The sequence below is a fragment of the Citrobacter sp. C13 genome (assembly GCF_014596815.2).
Taxonomy (GTDB): domain Bacteria; phylum Pseudomonadota; class Gammaproteobacteria; order Enterobacterales; family Enterobacteriaceae; genus Citrobacter; species Citrobacter portucalensis.
The window spans coordinates 4364738-4382659 of record NZ_CP115024.1; the positions used below are offsets into that span (position 1 = coordinate 4364738).

General features: G+C 45.1%; 14 protein-coding genes and 2 pseudogenes. 5 read left to right on the top strand and 11 right to left on the bottom strand.

The window, feature by feature from the left end; all coding sequences use genetic code 11:
* Positions 1-128 precede the first annotated feature (128 nt).
* The 3 genes from IB222_RS20930 to IB222_RS20940 form a co-directional block, all read right to left on the bottom strand.
* Complete coding sequence (locus IB222_RS20930) at positions 129-695, bottom strand: TetR/AcrR family transcriptional regulator (RefSeq protein ID WP_233602515.1); 567 nt, start codon at positions 693-695, stop codon at positions 129-131.
* A 497-nt stretch (positions 696-1192) separates the two neighbouring features.
* The gene (locus tag IB222_RS20935; protein WP_057108423.1) at positions 1193-2500 is read right to left on the bottom strand and encodes an MFS transporter; all 1308 of its coding nucleotides are present in this window, start codon (positions 2498-2500) and stop codon (positions 1193-1195) included.
* A 56-nt stretch (positions 2501-2556) separates the two neighbouring features.
* Positions 2557-3762: a mandelate racemase/muconate lactonizing enzyme family protein gene (locus tag IB222_RS20940; protein WP_057108424.1), complete on the bottom strand. Its 1206-nt coding sequence runs from the start codon at positions 3760-3762 to the stop codon at positions 2557-2559.
* 496 nt (positions 3763-4258) lie between these two features.
* Here IB222_RS20940 and IB222_RS20945 point away from each other — a divergent pair, with 496 nt between their 5' ends.
* Positions 4259-4909 (top strand): GntR family transcriptional regulator, encoded by a 651-nt coding sequence (locus IB222_RS20945; RefSeq protein ID WP_057108425.1) that lies wholly within the window; start codon positions 4259-4261, stop codon positions 4907-4909.
* 163 nt (positions 4910-5072) lie between these two features.
* On the opposite strand, the gene IB222_RS20950 is transcribed toward IB222_RS20945, so the two are convergent.
* Positions 5073-5534 carry an Lrp/AsnC family transcriptional regulator gene (locus IB222_RS20950; RefSeq protein WP_044265866.1) on the bottom strand — a complete coding sequence of 154 codons (462 nt, stop codon included), beginning with the start codon at positions 5532-5534 and terminating at the stop codon, positions 5073-5075.
* Positions 5535-5742: 208 nt separating this feature from the next.
* On the opposite strand from IB222_RS20950, the gene IB222_RS20955 reads away from it, so the two are divergent.
* Together IB222_RS20955 and IB222_RS20960 are read left to right on the top strand one after the other, a co-directional pair.
* Complete coding sequence (locus IB222_RS20955; protein ID WP_042111187.1) at positions 5743-7050, top strand: amino acid permease; 1308 nt, start codon at positions 5743-5745, stop codon at positions 7048-7050.
* Between the two features lie 31 nt (positions 7051-7081).
* Positions 7082-8287 (top strand): PatB family C-S lyase, encoded by a 1206-nt coding sequence (locus tag IB222_RS20960; protein WP_044265872.1) that lies wholly within the window; start codon positions 7082-7084, stop codon positions 8285-8287.
* A gap of 212 nt (positions 8288-8499) precedes the next feature.
* Here IB222_RS20960 and IB222_RS20965 read toward each other — a convergent pair whose 3' ends face one another.
* The 7 genes and pseudogenes from IB222_RS20965 to IB222_RS20995 all read right to left on the bottom strand — a co-directional run.
* Positions 8500-9003, bottom strand: a complete 504-nt coding sequence (locus IB222_RS20965) for a 4Fe-4S dicluster domain-containing protein (protein WP_077822672.1) — start codon at positions 9001-9003, stop codon at positions 8500-8502.
* Between the two features lie 29 nt (positions 9004-9032).
* A complete protein-coding gene (locus IB222_RS20970; RefSeq protein WP_042111190.1) occupies positions 9033-9629 on the bottom strand; it encodes a molecular chaperone in 597 nt (198 codons plus the stop codon).
* A gap of 44 nt (positions 9630-9673) precedes the next feature.
* A complete protein-coding gene (locus tag IB222_RS20975; protein ID WP_057108426.1) occupies positions 9674-10447 on the bottom strand; it encodes a DmsC/YnfH family molybdoenzyme membrane anchor subunit in 774 nt (257 codons plus the stop codon).
* Positions 10440-11066: a DMSO/selenate family reductase complex B subunit gene (locus IB222_RS20980; protein WP_042111192.1), complete on the bottom strand. Its 627-nt coding sequence runs from the start codon at positions 11064-11066 to the stop codon at positions 10440-10442. The genes IB222_RS20975 and IB222_RS20980 overlap by 8 nt, the downstream gene beginning before the upstream one ends.
* Positions 11067-11079: 13 nt before the next feature.
* Positions 11080-13206, bottom strand: a pseudogene (locus IB222_RS20985) (DMSO/selenate family reductase complex A subunit); the annotation flags it as partial.
* A gap of 10 nt (positions 13207-13216) precedes the next feature.
* A protein-coding gene (locus IB222_RS20990; RefSeq protein ID WP_140415865.1) for an IS3 family transposase occupies positions 13217-14445 on the bottom strand; the annotation gives its coding sequence in 2 pieces (ribosomal slippage) (positions 13217-14130 and positions 14130-14445; 1230 coding nt in all).
* Positions 14446-14536: 91 nt separating this feature from the next.
* Positions 14537-14857 (bottom strand): annotated as a pseudogene (locus IB222_RS20995) (dimethyl sulfoxide reductase subunit A); the annotation flags it as partial.
* Between the two features lie 267 nt (positions 14858-15124).
* Here IB222_RS20995 and IB222_RS21000 point away from each other — a divergent pair.
* Positions 15125-16272 (top strand): IS3 family transposase gene (locus IB222_RS21000; protein ID WP_096755719.1). Its coding sequence is split into 2 segments (ribosomal slippage): positions 15125-15362 and positions 15362-16272, totalling 1149 coding nucleotides; the frame shifts between segments, so codons are not numbered across the junction.
* A gap of 373 nt (positions 16273-16645) precedes the next feature.
* Positions 16646-17908, top strand: a complete 1263-nt coding sequence (locus tag IB222_RS21005) for an integrase arm-type DNA-binding domain-containing protein (RefSeq protein WP_188238274.1) — start codon at positions 16646-16648, stop codon at positions 17906-17908.
* Positions 17909-17922 lie beyond the last annotated feature (14 nt).

Sequence of the window (17922 nt, forward strand, 5' to 3'; positions counted from 1 at the left end):
TGTTGTACCAACTACTCTGACTTAACGAACACGACATTTAGTTCTGTAACAACTCCATGGTACTCTCCAGTACACTTAAACATATACCCTAATAAATTTTTTGGTTAGAGTGATGAAGCCTTAAAACATCATGACAAGATCGTAATAATTTGTTCAATACTATTATCAAAAATATCAGGATCATTTATTGCGCGTGCTACAACACTTGCACCCTCACATATATTCATAATCAATAAGGCTGTTTTTTTAGCGGATATGCCAGGACGTATTTCACCAGCCTCAATACCCCGACTGAGGATCGTCGTCAACCAGTTGATCTGCAATTCAAAGTACTTGGTCGCCTGGAGGCGCACGTTTTCAGGAAGGTTAGCCATATCAGCGGATAATGCACAACAAAGCGGCAAACTTGAAGCCCGATATCCGTCAGAAAAAATTTTCATGTAGGCTGCAAGTCTGTCAAAAATATGTTGATGCTGAGTTTCAATCTCATCAAACAGCATAGTTGTATTGTTTATTGCCTCAAGAACAACTTGTTCACCAAGTATGTCTTTCGTAGGGAAATGATGATGAATGCTTGCTTTAGTAATTCCTATACTTCTGGACAAATCAGCATAGCTAAACGCTGAGTAACCGTGTGAACGCATCAAGATTCCAGCTTCATTAAGAAGCCTTTCGCGAGTCAAACCAATCATCATTTATACCTCAACTTATCTACCAACAGGTAGATTTTAATCCGGTTTGTTCACCACTGCAATGACCGTTAGACATCGGTTATACCTCTGGGGTCAAGAACTCGTGTAATTTTTGTGGTCAAAACGCGTGCAGAGGGAGAGGAAGAGGACGACTACGGCCACGTAAAATCGACCGGACTATGACTTCGACCTGAATATAAGGCAATAATCGAGTCGCGAATGCGTCAGTCAAAGTGAAAAATTCAGGACTCTTCTTTTATTACAAGAGACCAGATAAATAAGTTTTTCATAAAATCGCCAGAACTCGAGTAAGCCTATGTTGAAACTTTAGTTATAAATAAAAAATGGCAATCCTAGAACAGACTGCCATATGTAAAAAAGCTCATCGATTAGTAGTATATCGAAGTCAATTAATAAGTTAATTCAACCAAAGGCAAGAAAGATAGTCTGCACGATAATCTATCTGTAGTTAATAAAATAACAATAATCTTTAAATCACATTACACTTTCTCTTTTCTTGAGATATACAACATGACAAATGCGCCCAATAACGTTGCAAAGGAAAGACAATACCAGGCTATATCAGTTGTGCCTGTCATACCTTTAATCCAGCCAACAAAGTATGGGCTTGAAAATCCAGCAATTTGACCAACAGCATTTATAATTGCCAGACCTCCGGCTGCCGCGCTGGCGCTTAAATAACCACTCGAAAGCGGCCAGAACATAGGCAATGCTGTAAATGCTCCCATCGTAGCGACAGTGAGGCCAGTTAATGCAATTAACGGGGAATGACCAAACATGGCGGCAATCATCAAACCGAATGCACTCATAAGCATCGGGATAGCCAGGTGCCAGCGTCTTTCATTCCTTGCATCAGCAGATTTACCCATATATAGCATAAATATTGTTGCCGCTGTGTAAGGAATAGCTGTCACAACTCCCACCATCAACATACTTCCCCATCCACCAGCTTTGATAACTGATGGTAACCAAAAACTGATAGCGTAAACCCCTCCCTGAAATGAAAAATAAATTAAACCTAACGTCCAGACCATTCCACTTTTCATAACTTCAGCAATAGTTTCAGACTTAACACGAGATTTGCTTTTTTCATCTTCAGCAAGATTAGCCAGTAATGTTTCTTTTTCTTCTTTAGTAAGCCATTTGGCATCTTCAATTTTATCATCAAGAATATAATATATACCGATACCTAATAATATTGTTGGAATGCCTTCAATGATAAATAACCATTGCCATGCAGCCAGCCCTGCAAGGGGTTTTGCAGTAAAGGCATCCAGTATCCAGCCTGATAATGGGCCACCTATAACACCAGAAAGTGGAATAGCGGACATAAAAAGGGCCATGACACGCCCCCTGACTGCCGTAGGAAACCAGCGGGTAAAATACAAAACCAAACCAGGGAAAAAGCCTGCTTCCGTAGCCCCTGTAAAAAATCTAATGATATAAAACGACTCTTCCGTTTTGACAAACATTAAACTTGCACTGAGAGCCCCCCATAAGATCATAATAACTGCAATCCAGATTCTCGCACCAAACTTCTGCAAAGCAATATTACTTGGCAAACCAAACAACAGATAACCAATAAAAAATATACCCGCCCCAAGACCATAAGCAGCTTCGCTCATGTTCAGGTCTTCAAGCATTTGCAGTTTGGCAAAGCCGACATTCACACGATCCAGGTAATTAAAAAGGTAACAAACAAAAATATAGGGAATAATCCTTTTGATTATTTTTGAGTAAAGGTTTTTAATGTCACTGGAATTTGAAGAAGAATATGATAAATCCATGCAGTCCTCCAACCATCTTTATTATGGGATCTTCACAGAAGATCCCATTTCAATTATTATTCGATAACAGTAACCAGATATTCCTGGACTACATCGTCATTGAGTTCCTGACCCAGCCCAGGAAGATCCGGAGCCTGGAAGAAACCATTTTCAGGTTGATAGTCATATTTACACAGATCAATGATATCTTTCTTCAAAGCAAGCGTATGATGTTCATGAATAATGAAGTTAGGAATAGCTGTTTCAATATGCAGTGCTGCTGCCGTTGAAACCGGGCCACCACAAACGTGAACCTGAACTGTTGCATGATACACGTTTGCATAATCACAAATCTTTTTCGTTTCCGTGATACCACCAACCAGGCATGCATCGGGCTGGATAACTGCCACTGCTTGTTTTTCAAACAACTCACGATACCCCCAGCGGGTGTAGCTTCGCTCTCCTGTGGCAACTGGCATGTTGACGTTATTAGTTACTCTTGCAAAAGCATCGGTATTCATTGGGTTAACCGGTTCTTCGTAGTAAAAAATATTCAAATCTTCTACTGCTTTTGCAAGTTGAATGGCTGAGTTAGTTCCAAGCAATGAGTGAATTTCGAGGATAATATCAACATCCGGCCCAATTGCATCTCTCATTGCTTTTAAACGGCTATATGCACGGTTAATATCTTCGCTGCGAAGCAGACCATAATAACTTTGCTTCGGATTACTCAAAGAGTTTTCTTCTTTAGTTGTACCGTAGAACTGAATTGGATCGACTTTAATACAGTCGTAGCCTTCTTCAACAGCCTTTAATGCCGCGTCAGCATAATCTTTGGGATCAAACAGTGCCACCTGCTCTTTTCCCCAGCCAAATTGTAACTGACTTGCGTAAGTCCGGAGCTTATCATTTGTTTTGCCACCAATTAATTCATAAATCGGCGCACCATATTTTTTGCCTTTGATATCCCAGAGTGCAATATCAATTGCGCTCATTCCGGCATAAAATACCGGACCACCGCTCATCCCCCAGAATGTACCACGGTACAAATCCTCCCAAATAGATTCTATCTTCATCGGGTCTTTGCCAATGATTCGTGGTGCTAAATCTTTCAATATTCCAACAGCAGCGTTGGAACCTGAACCATACGCCAGTCCTGCCTCACCAATACCAGAGATACCTTCGTCGGTATTTACACGGATCAGTACTGGGTTAAAATAACTCAGCGCAGGGTCTTTCTCACGAACGTTACAATCAAAAATTTCTACACTTGTAATCTTCATATTAATACCTCAAATCATTGCAGAGTTTTTATGAACGGGCATGCATGCTTTCGTCAATAAAAACACCTCATCAGAGGTAATTCAATACATAGTTAAATGCCGGTAAGGAATAGCTTGTGATATTTCACTGGGTACTATTACGTATGGCCTCAATCAACTGTGCGACAAATCACATTTCTATATTACTTTTTCGTATTTACTGCGTTTTCGCGCAATGTCTGTGAAATATCAGAGGCAGTACATTTTCTCGTGAAATATCACTGATACTTGCTCAACATCTCATTTTCGTTGCAATTGCGATGACCATTACCTTTTAATTGAGTTTGAAAACATTCTCCTAGGGAAAACTCCACAAAATGTCTTCTTTCAAAAAAAGCATACATGCCAAAAAAAATTATTTGATATTCATCACATTAATGATCACTGAAACAACAAGTTGCACTCTATTCTTTTACACTAAAAGGTTCATAACATCATATACTAAAAGACAATAAATATGGAAAAACGGCTGGAATCCCTGGTAGAAGTGGCAGAGCGTACAATCATTGATATGATTATTACAGGTAAGTTGAAACTTGGTTCGCGTATTACTGAGTCCGAACTGGCTGAAATGCTTTCCTTAAGTACCGCACCGGTGCATCAGGCTCTGCATATTTTAGGAAGGATGGGGATTGTTCGAATCAGACCCCGAAAAGGAACTTATATATTTGATTTTACTATTGAAGATATCAGAAAAATGACAATAGCCAGGTACACAATTGAAAGTGAAGCACTCCGACAGGCATGTAGCAATAACCTTGGTCGATTTTGCCTTGAAATGTCCAAAATTATATCCAGATCAGATATAGAATTTACAATGGATAATATGACACAATATTTAAAGCATGATGCTGACTTTCATGAATTATTATTCACTTATGCTGATAACGAATTTTTGACCATGGCTTCAAATGCTATTACCATAAAAGTTATGGTGCTTTGGTACTTGTCAATACTTGATAACTATACAGTAAAAGATATGGAGGACTCCTTTAACGATCACAATGAAATTCTAGGAAAAATAATAGCCAATGACATTGACGGAGCATGTTGCATATTAAAGAAACACCTTGAACGGCTTGAAAAAATCTACCTCAGGGATAAGTAAATATTTGTCTGGCGGCAAGCCATACACTACACAAAATACTTTCCAATAGAAGCAACACTTATGCTATTGAAAAACTGACTAACTATTCCCATTAATGAAAACATAAAGGTTTGCTAAAAAATAACTCTATATATTTTTAACAAAAAACTTCCTTATACATCATTTATTTTATAGGCAAACCTTTAAACGATTTAATTTCTCTGATACTAAAACTAGTATTCATCTCCTTTATATTTCCAATTGTTCGTATTTTTATCATTGATACGTTGTGAAAATCATCCATATCTTTTACTACAAGATGCAAAAGATAGTCATATCTCCCGGAGATATTATGACAGGCAATGACATTGTCAATCTTCATTATTTCCTCCTCAAAATGTTGCATGCACTCCTCGGAATGGAGATCTAATGTAATATTCATGAACGCGTAAAAATTATATCCAAGGCTTTTGGGTTCAATAAAAGCCCGATAGTTTTTTATCACTTCCTGCTCTAAAAACTTTAGCCGTTTCCAACAGGCTGGCGGGGAAAGAAAAACACGCTTGGCAATCTCAGCGTTGTTCAGCCTGCCATCTTCCTGCAAGAGTTTTAAAATCTGCATATCAACTTTGTCAAGCTTTACCATATTCAACCTCCTGTGACATCAATCATATTCATAATTTTATGAAATTAAATTAACTAAATCAACAAAAACAAGAAATAAAGTAAACCATAAATCATAAAATCAGTTAATTTTAAAAAGATAATTAATATACTTACAGAGTAGAATCATTTATGAAGTGCGAACCTCTGTAAATAACCACCATAAAATATCCTCACACAGGAAGATACCTATGACCATATTAGAACAGAACATCGACAGGGCCTCATTGTCACCAGAGGAGTGGAAAAAACTAACCCGATTTGACAGTACAGATGTAGGATGGATTATTATAAGCATTGGTATGGCTATCGGTGCCGGAATCGTGTTTTTACCGGTCCAGGTGGGACTTATTGGACTGTGGGTATTCCTGCTTTCATCCATCATTGGTTATCCAGCCATGTACCTGTTTCAACGATTGTTTATCAATACGCTGGCAGACTCACGAGAGTGTAAAGACTATCCTGGTGTCATCGAGGGATATTTGGGAAAAAACTGGGGAATGCTCCTCGGTCTGCTCTACTTTCTCATGCTGGTCATCTGGATTTTCGCCTACCCTACAGCGTTGACTAACGATACAGCTTCGTATTTACACACATTTGGCTTAACTGAAAGTCTTTTATCAGAAAATCCTTTCTATGGCCTGATTCTTATTACATTTCTTGTGCTTATTGCTTCACGTAGTGAAGAACTCTTGTTCAAGATTTCCTCTTTTATGGTGTTATCAAAACTGGTGGTAGTGCTTATCCTGGGGTTGATGATGGTCAGTATGTGGGACCTCTCCAAAAACATCGGTTCATTCCCTTCCCTTAGTATTTTAATCAAAAATGCCATTATCACCCTGCCATTTACACTGACATCTATCCTGTTTATTCAGTCTTTGAGTCCGATGGTAATTTCATATCGTGCAAAAAACAAATCTATAGAAGTGGCAAGATATAAAGCACTGAGAGCAATGAATATCGCTTTTGGTACACTGTTTATCGTTGTTTTCTTTTATGCATTATCATTTACTTTCGCCCTCGGTCACGATGAAGCTGTCAAAGCATACGAACAAAATATTTCAGCACTGGCTATTGCCGCACAGTTTATTGAAGGAGATGCAGCAAAGTATGTGACACCAGTTGGTGTGGCATTAAATATCTTTGCCCTGATGACCGCCTTCTTCGGTGTTTACCTCGGGTTCAAAGAGGCCGTACAGGGGCTGGCGATGAACGTATTGACTCGCTTTATTCCGTCAGAGAAAATCAATAAAAAAGCACTTAACGTTAGTATCGTCATTTTCACTATCGCTATCGCCTGGGGGGCAATCGTTCTGAACCTGCCGGTTCTGCTGTTCACCTCAATCTGTAGCCCCATTTTCGGCATCGTTGGTTGTTTAATCCCTGCTTATCTGGTTTACAAGGTACCCTCTCTTCACCGATATAAGGGGTTTTCTCTGTATCTGATCATCTTTACTGGCATCCTGCTCTGCATTTCTCCGTTCCTGAAATTCATTTAATCAAACATATATGTCCAAAGAAGGTTCAATTATGAAGTACAATTTTGATGAAATTATCGACAGAAAAAATACTGATGCCCTGAACTACGATGGGTGGCGACAATATATATTTAAAGCCGACAAGAATGCCCGCTTTGACTTTAAGGACGATGAATTTGTCAGAATGTGGGTTGCTGATATGGATTTTGCGACACCTCCGGAGATCCTTGCAGCGATTAAGGAGAGGCTTGACAAAAAAATCCTCGGTTACACAAAAGTTTACGATGATGAGTACTATCATATTTTCCACAACTGGTGCCAGAGACGCTATGACTGGAATATAGATACCGCGGAAATCGTGCTTTCACCAGGCATTATCCCTGCACTTAACCGTTTAGTGCCGTTACTGACACAACAGGATGAGAGTGTTTTGATCAATACACCATCCTATACGCCTTTTAAGCAGGCTGGAGACTATAGCTATCGTCGAGTGATCTGTTCTGATTTGCTGGAACAGGACAATGAATACGTTATCGACTTCGACGATATGGAGACAAAACTAACCGATCCCTCTCTAAATATTAAACTGTTCATTTTATCCAATCCGCAGAATCCGACCGGGAAGGTCTGGTCTGAACAAGAGTTAATGAGAATGGGGCAGTTGTGCCTTGAAAATGATGTCTGGATTATTTCAGACGAAATACACTGTGATTTACTGAGAAACGGAATCAGTCATATCCCAATGGCAAAACTTTTCCCAGACACTGATAAGATCATCACCTGCATGGCACCAAGCAAAACCTTCAACCTTGCCGGAAACCTGATGTCACATATCTTTATCAAAAATGAAAAGATCAGAAAAGAATGGCTGCGTCTTTATGATGAGTTTCTTTCACCACTGAGTGTGGCTGCGACCAAGGCGGCCTGGTCCCGATGCGACGAGTGGCTGGAACAATTGAAACACTATCTTGATGATAATTTCAGACTGGTAGAAAAATTTACCCAAGAGCACTTTCCTGACGCAAACTTTAAAATTCCCGACGCAACTTATCTGGCATGGATAAATATTGAGAAATACCTGCCACCGCAGGTAGACAGACAACAGCTTTCTCTCTACTTCGCCAACCAGACGGGAATTCTGCTCGAAGGTGGGAACATGTTCGTAAGCAATGGAGATGGTTACATCCGGATTAATCTTGCCTGTCCACGCGCCGTGGTACAAGAAGGGTTAGAGAGAATAAGAAAAGCACTGAAATAGTACTCCCCCCGAAAAAATCAGCCTGGTCATTCAAAAGGTCGCAGTTTAAACAATGCGACCTTTATGCCAGATAATTTAGCATTTGAACCGATTTTCGGAGACCCTCTATCAAGCTGGATGACTCTGCATGTATATCGTCGACTGAAAAATAATATCAGGGATATAAATAGCCTGTTAATACCTCTATTCCTCCTCCATGACATCCTGACTCATCAGTATAGTGTTACAGCATTGTAAGGGCACTGTATAGCGCATTCACCACAACCATCACAGCATTCGTTGTCAGCCGACACCAGTCCAGACTCATCAATAAAGCAAGCCTGTCGTGGGCATACATCCACGCACTGTTTACACTGTCTGACAGGATTCACACAGGCAGTATTACTGAACATTGGGCGCAGTCCGGTATCAAAACGAGACTGCACGCGTAGCGCATCGCTCGAACATGCTGCGATACACAAACCGCAGCCATCACAACTGGCATACTCAATCATCAGTTGTGGGTAACCGTCTTCATGCCTGGACAGGACTCCCATTGAGCAGACATCAATGCATTGACTACATCGGGTACACTGAGCAATGAACTCCGCATCAGGAACCGCTCCTGGCGGCAGCGAATGCCCCAGCCGGGTAGTTATTACTTCCGGCATTGTGTGTTTTGCTGCACTGACAAATGCACGAAACAACCCGCGTCGACTGACGTGTCGGTGAGTCATCAACTCCTGATAATATTTCTCAGATTTGTTCATCCAAAGTACAACCGTTTCACCGCAGGTTTCAACGCTCGTTGCTGCTGCACATCCTGCAAATAACGCATGGTTACTACGGCAAGACGGGCATAGAACGGACTCATCACGTTGCACTGCAGCCGTTCAAGATAGCGATATCCCCACGGTAACAAATAAACCTCTAACAACTGATTAACCGCCGCATCTTTTCCGGCATCCAGTAGCGCGCTACAGGCTAACAACATCAGCCCAAACTGATCTTCCGGTTCATTCTGACGCGAGTTAAAAGTCATTCCCTGAGAATGCAGAAACGCCCGGTACTCAGCGGTGGTATCGCCCATCAGCAGGTTATCGCGCTCCAGCCAGACAGATCCCCAAGGCGGCACAGGCATTTCCCCCTGCCCCTCAAACAGCACAGAGAATTGCCATGCCAGTTCTTCATCATCGGGCAACGGCCAGTCCGAACACCACAAAGCAACCTGCGCTGGGTCGAGCCAGGGATACAGCTCCGACAGAGTGGGCAGACAGTCGAAAAGTGCTTTCACCTCCGGTCGTTCCGGAGAGTAGTAAAACAATGCACCGAGGATCCTCGGTAATACAATATCGGGGGACATCCCTGAGTTCTCCTGAAAACAGAGCGGCTACAGCCGCTCACAGATTACATCGGCAACGTCCACAGGTTGTAGAATGCGATCCTACCCACCAGCTCCGCAGCGATAACCACCAGCGATGTGGTCGCCAGAACGGCCACATTAGTTTTGAGTCGAACCCAGGCCACCACACCGACAATGCCGACAGCCAGCAGCACTACCTGAGCAGTGAACCAACTGGATTGAGCGGCAGTTAGCACCCCATCAGCATCCATAAGCGTCAAAATATAGCCTGGACGCAGGCAGAAGCTGACCAGAATCGCCAGCACGCTCACCAGCAACCCCAAGCGCAGACCAAACAGCCCGGCCAGAATGCCGCCACCAATCATCGGAGTCAGTATCATCATCACTGTGGTGTAAGATGTCCGCCAGGTGACCACCGTCGGCAACTGATAGATTTGCGGAATGGCGAAGATAAAGCCCACCCCCACCACGGCCGCCAGCCACACCAGCCCTTTGCATAACGAAGCCGATCCACGATTGAGAAGCAACCCTAATGAGCCCAACCCGCCAAGTGTCGCAAACACCGCCGATAACACGATTTCGTTGCTCATTGGTGAATGGCCCACTCGTAGCAACATGTTCAATGCTCTAAAAGGATGGCCTACATGGAAAATTCCCAGCAACACCCCAACGCCAAAGAGACACATCGCAGAAAAAAGACCAACGGCCATACGCTGCCTGTCAATCTGTCCCAGGATGCCGCCAATCAGCAACAGAATAAACGCGCCGACCGCGCTTTGAGTAAAGACTGTAAAAAAGACCAGAGGTAACTCATGCATTGCGCACCTCACTCATGTTCACGATAGCCCCTTTCTTGTCTCCCGTAGGGCGAGCCTTCGGATGGGGTTTAATAATAAGGTTAGGATGAGTAAACGACGCGGCGGGCAGTGGCGCGATTTCGTTCTCAGTACCATACTTCGCCCGCAACTCGTCAATTGGACCGAAATCCAGCGCTCGCTGTGGGCAAGAGTCCACACAGATGGGGCGCAGGTTTTTCTCCAGCCTCTCAAGACAACCATCACACTTACGCATCACTTTGGCCTTAGCATCAAACTGCGGCGCGCCGTACGGGCAGCGCATTTCGCAATAGCGGCAGCCAACACAAATGCTGTCATCGACCAGCACCAGGCCATCTTCTTCGCGTTTGTGCATCGCCCCGGTCGGGCAGCCAGACACGCATACCGGTTCATCACAGTGGTTACAGGCAATAGAGAGGTAGTAGGTAAAAGTGTCGTTGTGCCAGCTTTCCCCTTCTTTCACCCAGCCTCCGCCGCCATATTCATATACCCGACGGAATTTCGGCCCCACGTCCAGATCTTTATTATCCTTGCAACTGACCTGGCAGGTTTTACAACCTGAGCAGCGCGAGGAGTCAACATAAAAGCCATACTGTTTCATTGCGGATCACCCCTTAAGCGCGTTTGATTTCAACCAGGTTGGTATGCTGCGGGTTCCCTTTCGCCAACGGCGACGGCAGATGACTGGTGAGAGTGTTAATACACCCGCCCACGTCCACGCCGTTACTGTCCAGCCGGGTCCACGCTCCCTGTGGCATCGCTACCACGCCCGGGAGAATGCGCTGAGTCACCTTGCAGGGGATCTCCACCACACCGCGATCGTTGAATACATGGACCAGATCGCCTGATTTCAACTGACGAGCATTGGCGTCTATCGGGTTGATCCAGATTTCATCTGGTACCGCTTCATGCAACATCAGTACACTGGCATATGTTGAGTGGGTGTGACCTTTCGTGTGAAAACCACTCATCTGTAGCGGATATTTTGCCGTCAGATTTTTGTTAAGATGGGACTCTGCCACTACACAAAACTCAGGAATAGCCGGAATACGATCTCCTTCTGGTAGTGTCCAAGTTTTAGCAAGTTCTGCCAGAGTGTGCGAGTAAATCTCAATCTTCCCGGAAGGTGTCGTCAGTGGACTGGCAACCGGGTCATGGCGGAAATCAGCAAGGATAATACTGTCCTCATCACGAGTACTTTGCTGATCGATAACCCCCATATTCATTGCTACTTCCCATTCAGGTAGATATGATCGCTTCTCTTTAACTTGTCCGTAATGCTTCGCCATCCACTCTGCCTGAGTACGCCCCTCAGTAAAACGCTCCCTCACTCCAAGATGTCCCGCAATATCTGCACAGATATCATAGGTACTGCGTACTTCCCACATCGGTGTGATCGTTTTTTGCATTGCAATCATGTAATGATGAGAACCGGCAGCATAGGAACTGTCCACCAGATCCTCGGCTTCTAAGTAGCTAGTTTCTGGAAGAAGGATATCTGCAAAGCGGGCACTGGCAGTCATATGGTTATCAATAACCACTATAGTTTCGCACAAGCTGTCATCTTCAAGTATTTTGCGTGTACGGTTGATATTTCCATGTTGATTCAGAAGTGCATTCCCGGCCTGGTTGAAGAACAGTTTAATACCGGTTTTCAGTTTATCCGCGCCTTTGACCCCCATAGTGGTGGCTGTCATTTTTTCCGGACTTTTAATCGCATCAGTCCACAGATAGCAGGGGATTGACACCTTAACTGGATTTTCACCAATCGGCAGAGCCGGAACACCATAAGGTGTTCCGTATGTCCAGTTCCCATTATTGGTTCCTGGCAATCCAAAATGACCAGTCAGGGCAGGAAGTATCTGAACCGCTCTGGAAGTCTGTTCACCATTCGCATGACGCTGTGGTCCCCATCCCTGAGCAATAAAACATGCCCGAGCTCCGGCCATTTCACATGCCAACTGGCGAATACGAATAGCCGGGATGCCACAGATATCTGCCGCCCACTCAGGTGTTTTTTCAATGCCGTCATCGCCGTTACCCAGAACATAGTCTTTATAACTGGCGTTTGTTTTCGCTGTTTCTGGAAGAGTGCTACGATCATAACCGACACAATAAGTATTGACTCGTTCTTCGTCGATAAGATTTTCTTTGATCAACGTGTGTGCAATAGCAGCTACCAGTGCAGCATCGGTTGTAGGGCGAATTGGTAACCATTCAGCATGTTCTGTAACAACAGAGTCTGTATAGCGCGGATCGATTATAATCACCCGGGCACCTGATATTTCCAGCGCCCGTCGCAGTTCTTCAACTTGCCCACCACCGGACATCCGAGTCTCGGATAAATTCAGACCAAAAAAAACTACAAGGTCAGAATGCGCAATCTGGCTAAAATGACTGGCAAACTGTACTCCTGTGGCACCATACGTGTAAGATGTGGCAGTAAAGTTTTGAGCGTTTGAGTAATTATTGTAATACTGCAGAAAGCCGCCATTCAGGTTCAATAACCTCTTCCATGCGGGTGTTCCTTGATTATGATAATACGCACCGGATTGATAATTAAAATATATTGCCTCATTTCCATATTTTTCAGAAACGCGCTTTAATTCAGCAGCAATAAAGGCTGTGGCCTCATCCCATGAAATACGTTTAAATTTCCCTTCGCCTCGTTTACCCACTCGTTTCATTGGGTATTTAATCCGATCAGGGCTGTAAACACGCCAGCGGCTGGAACGACCCCTGGATTTGCCCCTATATATCCAGACACCTGTTATCACTTAACCCATTACTGGCCCGCTGCCGCAGATATTCCCGTGGCGAGCGATAACCCAGCGCACTATGCGGATGCCATTCGTTATAATGCTCGAACGCCTCTGCAAGGTTCTTTGCTGCCGTTAACCCGTCTGGTTTGGGCATGATACTTATGTAGTCACGCTTTATCGTTTTCACGAAGCTCTCTGCTATTCCGTTACTCTCCGGACTCCGCACTGCCGTGTTCTTCGGTTCAAGTCCCAACATCCTGGCGAACTGACGTGTTTCATTCGCCCGGTAGCATGAACCATTATCCGTCAGCCACTCCACTGGAGATGCCGGAAGCTCGCTGCCAAAGCGGCGTTCCACTGCTCCCAGCATGACGTCCTGTACTGTTTCACTGTCGAAGCCACCCGTTGTGACCGCCCAGTGCAGTGCCTCACGGTCACAGCAGTCCAGCGCGAACGTGACCCGCAGTTTTTCTCCGTTATCACAGCGGAACTCAAACCCGTCAGAGCACCATCGCTGATTACTTTCTTTCACAGCCACTCTGCCGGTATGTGCCCGTTTCGATGGCGGTACAGCGGGTTTTCGCTCAAGCAACAGCGCATTCTGGCGCATGATCCGGTAAACACGTTTGGCATTGATCGCAGGCATACCAGCAAGTTCTGTTTGTCTGCGAAGCAGCGCCCATACCCGACGATAACCATATGTGGGCAGCTCTCCGATAACATGGTGTATACGGCGAAGCACATCCGTATCATCCGTGTGACGGCTGCGGCGGCCGTCCTTCCAGTCATCGGTTCGTCTGAGAATGACGTGCAACTGCGCACGCGACACCCGGAGACAACGGCTGACGAAGCTTACTCCCCATCCCCGGGCAATAAGGGCGCGTGCGCTATCCACTTTTTTGCTCGCCCATATTCAACGGCTTCTTTAAGGAGTTCATTTTCCATCGTTTTTTTGCCGAGCAGGCGCTGGAGTTCTTTAATCTGCTTCATGGCGGCAGCAAGTTCAGAGGCAGGAACGACCTGTTCTCCGGCAGCCACAGCAGTAAGACTTCCCTCCTGGTATTGCTTACGCCAGAGAAATAGCTGGCTGGCTGCCACACCATGTTGCCGGGCAACAAGGGAGACCGTCATTCCCGGTTCAAAGCTCTGCTGAACGATAGCGATCTTTTCCTGTGTAGTACGCCGCCTGCGTTTCTCCGGCCCTAAGACATCAATCATCTGTTCTCCAATGACTAGTCTAAAAACTAGTATTAAGACTATCACTTATTTAAGTGATATTGGTTGTCTGGAGATTCAGGGGGCCAGTCTAACCCCGCAGACAAGGACGGATTTGGTGTTCACCGAATACCGAATCATCCTTAGCATCTTCCGGTTCAATTCGCACAATCCGATCATCTTTAACTATGACTTTCAGTGCGCAGCGGCTGCCACAGTTTACTAAGCAGGCACTATGTCTTATGGTTTCAATCCCCTCCTTTCCCGAAGCCGATACAGTATCAGACGCATTGAGAGTAAACGGCAGGGTCAGTGTGCTTGATGCTACAACCGCAGCACTAATTTTGGTTGTGTTAACAATAACCTGCCTGCGAGACAGGTCATGTTGTAATAGTTCATTGATTATTGTTTTCATGTAATTTCATTTACCCTGAAGTTGCTTCCGGATATATAATATTACACTTCGATATAAGTAAGTTATTGACAACAGTCAATTAACACAAATACACATTGATATGCTTCATAATCCATGTAACAAAAATGTTGCGCATTCTAGCCCAATGTGAACATCCATTCTCGGCGTTATTCATCATCGACAGCCGGTTAAATCATATATGAGTGAATCGCCACGGGTTTAACAGACACCTCAGAGTCATTTAAGATGGCTTAAAGAGAGGTGCCCATGAGCGGTAAGCGTTATCCCGAAGAGTTTAAAATTGAAGCAGTCAAACAGGTTGTTGATCGCGGTTATTCTGTTGCCAGCGTTGCAACACGTCTCGATATCACCACCCACAGCCTTTACGCCTGGATAAAGAAGTACGGTCCAGATTCTTCCACTAATAAAGAAGAGTCAGATGCTCAGGCCGAGATCCGCCGTCTCCAGAAAGAGCTGAAGCGGGTTACCGACGAACGGGACATATTAAAAAAAGCCGCGGCGTACTTCGCAAAGCTGTCCGACTGAGGTACGCCTTTATCCGTGACAACACCTGTTGCTGGCCTGTTCGCCTGCTCTGTCGGGTGCTGGATGTTCATCCCAGTGGTTTTTACGCCTGGCTTCAGCAGCCGCATTCACAACGCCATCAGGCAGACCTGAGGCTGACAGGGCAGATTAAACAGTTCTGGCTGGAATCGGGATGCGTCTATGGTTATCGCAAAATCCATTTGGATCTGCGGGACAGCGGGCAACAGTGCGGAGTGAACAGAGTCTGGCGACTGATGAAACGTGTCGGGATAAAGGCTCAGGTCGGATACCGGAGCCCGCGGGCACGTAAAGGCGAGGCCAGTATCGTGTCGCCCAACAGGCTCCAGCGACAGTTCAATCCGGATGCTCCGGATGAGAGTTGGGTAACGGACATAACCTACATCAGGACCCACGAAGGCTGGCTGTATCTTGCCGTGGTTGTTGATCTGTTCTCACGCAAAATTATCGGCTGGTCCATACAATCCCGGATGACAAAGGACATTGTCCTGAACGCACTGCTGATGGCTGTATGGCGGCGTAATCCCCAAAAACAGGTGCTGGTTCATTCGGATCAGGGCAGTCAGTACACAAGCCATGAGTGGCAGTCGTTCCTGAAATCACACGGCCTGGAGGGCAGCATGAGCCGTCGCGGTAACTGCCATGATAATGCGGTTGCAGAAAGCTTTTTCCAGTTGTTGAAACGTGAACGGATAAAGAAAAAAATCTACGGAACGCGGGAAGAAGCCCGCAGCGATATTTTTGATTACATCGAAATGTTTTATAACAGTAAGCGTCGGCATGGTTCTAGCGAACAGATGTCACCGACAGAATATGAAAACCAGTATTATCAACGGCTCGGAAGTGTCTAGATTATCCGTGGCGATTCACAGGAAACCACCGGGCTATTTCTCGCACACCCATCCCAGCATTATGATATCCAAGAGAAAATACGGGTCAAAAGATGGGTCTTGACAACCAGTGGAGACAAAAACTACCATTAAAAACAGTTTAATAGATAACTGAATGTTCCCGAGTCCGGGCACCAAATTCATATCAACGGACCTCCACGGAGGTCCGTTTTTCGTTTCAGAACGCCACAATTTAAGCGTTCTGCCTCCAAATCAATTCTACCGAACTCAACCAGATTCCCCCCACATCAACCCCATTGTGTGGGTATAATTGCGGGTATACCCCAGTTCGACAGAATTTGTACCCTCTTTAACGCATTCAGAAGGCTGAACTATGGCACTGACTGACGCAAAAATCCGGGCTGCAAAGCCCACCGACAAGGCTTATAAACTCACTGACGGGGCCGGCATGTTCCTGCTGGTTCATCCTAATGGTTCCCGTTACTGGCGTCTCCGTTATCGTATTCTGGGTAAGGAGAAAACCCTGGCACTTGGTGTGTATCCGGAAGTTTCTCTCTCCGAAGCTCGTACAAAACGGGATGAGGCCCGAAAACTGATTTCGGAGGGGGTTGACCCTTGCGAACAAAAAAGAGCTAAAAAAGTAGTCCCTGATTTACAACTCTCTTTTGAACATATTGCACGACGCTGGCATGCCAGTAATAAACAATGGGCACAATCACACAGCGATAAAGTACTCAAAAGCCTCGAGACACACGTTTTCCCCTTTATCGGCAACCGGGATATCACAACACTCCGTACCCCGGACCTGCTTATCCCTGTTCGTGCCGCAGAAGCTAAACAAATTTATGAAATCGCCAGTCGCCTGCAGCAAAGAATATCTGCTGTAATGCGTTATGCCGTACAGTCTGGCATCATCAGATATAATCCTGCTCTGGATATGGCTGGCGCATTGACCACTGTAAAACGCCAGCATCGCCCCGCTCTTGATCTTTCTCGCCTGCCTGAACTTTTGTCGCGTGTTAGCAGTTACAAGGGGCAACCTGTCACCCAGCTTGCCGTTATGCTGAATTTACTGGTTTTTATTCGTTCCAGTGAACTCAGATACGCCCGGTGGTCTGAAATTGATATTGACAATGCCATGTGGACTATTCCAGCCGAACGCGAACCTCTGCCCGGCGTAAAATTCTCACACCGGGGCTCCAAGATGCGAACACCACATCTTGTGCCACTCAGCAAACAGGCTGTAGCCATACTGACAGAACTTCAGACATGGGCAGGTGAAAATGGTCTGATATTTACGGGTGCACATGACCCGCGTAAACCAATCAGTGAAAATACTGTAAATAAAGCCCTGAGGGTGATGGGGTATGACACAACTCAGGAAGTCTGTGGCCATGGATTCCGGGCGATGGCGTGCAGTGCATTGATTGAATCAGGTTTGTGGTCCCGCGATGCTGTGGAACGTCAGATGAGCCATCAGGAGCGTAATGGTGTACGTGCTGCGTATATCCATAAAGCAGAACATCTGGAAGAACGGCGACTGATGTTGCAATGGTGGGCCGATTTTCTGGATGCGAACCGGGAGAAGGGTATCAGTCCGTTTGAATATGCAAAGATTAACAATCCATTAAAATAGTAAGCAGTCCGGGC